This is a genomic window from Nonomuraea lactucae (assembly GCF_003313395.1).
Classification (GTDB): Bacteria; Actinomycetota; Actinomycetes; order Streptosporangiales; family Streptosporangiaceae; genus Nonomuraea; species Nonomuraea lactucae.
On the sequence record NZ_QNFZ01000532.1, the window covers coordinates 1 to 1,620 of the forward strand.

The 1,620-nt window shown below is 75.1% G+C and carries 1 protein-coding gene and 1 pseudogene; both read right to left on the bottom strand.

Annotation, left to right across the window (positions count from 1 at the left end; genetic code table 11):
• Window positions 1–1,330: protein kinase domain-containing protein (locus tag DQW85_RS47740; RefSeq protein ID WP_162795281.1), on the bottom strand; the 1,330-nt coding region annotated here is incomplete at its 3' end.
• Window positions 1,327–1,620, bottom strand: a pseudogene (locus DQW85_RS23315) (hypothetical protein); the annotation flags it as partial. The gene DQW85_RS47740 and the pseudogene DQW85_RS23315, both read right to left, overlap by 4 nt.

Consider the following 1,620-nt stretch of genomic DNA (forward strand, 5'->3'; position numbering starts at 1 on the left):
CCGGGTCGGCGAGCGGCACCGGGAGCGCCCCGGCCGCCGCGCGAGGGTCGAGCGCGTCGAACACCTTCCCGGGAATGCGGCTCAGCGCCGCCCCCGCCGCGATCCGCTCCGGCCCGAACAGCGGCGAGGGAGCCGGGTAGGGCACGCCGTCGGCGACCGCGCTGACCTCGCGCAGCACGCCGACGAGCTGCGCCTCCATCTCCTCGGCGCTCTGGAACCTGGCCGCCGGGTCCGCCGCGGTGGCCCGGCGCAGCAGCCGGGCGAACGACTCGTTGCCGCAGTCGTCCGGAAGCGGGACCTCGGCGCCGCCCCTGGCCGGGCTGAACCCCGGGACGGCCAGCACCGCCAGCGTCCTGCCCACCGTGTAGAGGTCGGAGGCCACCGACGAGGGCAGCCGGTCCAGCTCGGGCGCGTGGTAGCCGACCGTGGCCCAGGACGTGCCCGGCGGTGAGCCGGCACGCTGGACCGCGCCCAGGTCGATGAGCTTGAGCCGCCTGCCGACCCTGATCACGTTCGCGGGCTTGAGGTCGCAGTAGACCAGGCCCTGCTCGTGCAGGTAGGCGAACGCGCGCAGGATCTCCCGCCCGTACATGAGGACCTCGCGCAGCGGGAGTGTCCCCTGCCGGCGCAGCTCGTGCAGCGACTGGCCGCCCACGTACTCCATCACGATGTAGCCGAGGCCGGCCGAGCGCTGGAAGTTGAAGATCTTGACGATGTTCGGGTGGTCGACCGTGGTGAGGAACCTCCGCTCGGCCTCCGCCGCGGCCAGGGCCTCCGTGTCGGCGGTGTTGAGCAGGCCCTTCAGCACCACCCAGCGGCCGTCGAGGTTCTCGTCGGCGGCCAGGTAGATCCAGCCGAGGCCGCCGTGCGCCAGGCAGCCCAGCACCCGGTACTGGCCGGCCACCAGGTCGTCCTTGGCGAGCTTCGGGGTGAAGGAGAACTGGGTGCGGCAGTGCGGGCAGAACCCGGCGGTCAGCCCCGGCCGGCCCTGCCTCGAGCGGCCGATGGGCCTGCCGCACTCCGGGTTGGAGCAGAAGCGCTTCTCCTCGGGCACCTCCGGGGTGGCCATGACGGCGCTCTCCGGATCCCGGTACGGCACCGACGGCAGGTCGGCCAGCTCGGCCAGCACCCCGGCCCGAGACCTGCCGCTGCTCACCGGGCCCGTCGGCGGCCTGCTGACCGGGTGCGTCTCCGGAGACGGCGGCGACGCGTCAGGCGGTGGCGAGTCCGGCGGTGGAGCGCTCACGGGCGCGGCGGCGGCGTGGCCGCACAGGTCGCAGTAGCCCTCGTCGATCGTCCCCGTGCAGCCGGGCTGCCGGCACGTGCTCATCGGCCACCTCCGTGGATCGCGCGCTGGTAGAGCTCGACGGCCTCGGCCGCCCTCGTCAGGTCACAGGGCGCGCTCCACAGGAGCAGCCGCGCCCGCTCGTACTGCCCGGCCGCGACCGGGTCCTCCGCCATGCCCTTGCGCACCGCCATCGCCTGGCACGCGCCGAGCCGGCCGCGCAGCTCGTCGCGCCTGCCCACCAGCCCGTACAGCGCCCTCGCGGTGGCCTCGGCACGGCTCACCGCCTCCTGCGCCGCCTTCTCCAGCGCGGCCAGCCGCCCGGCCCGCGCCAG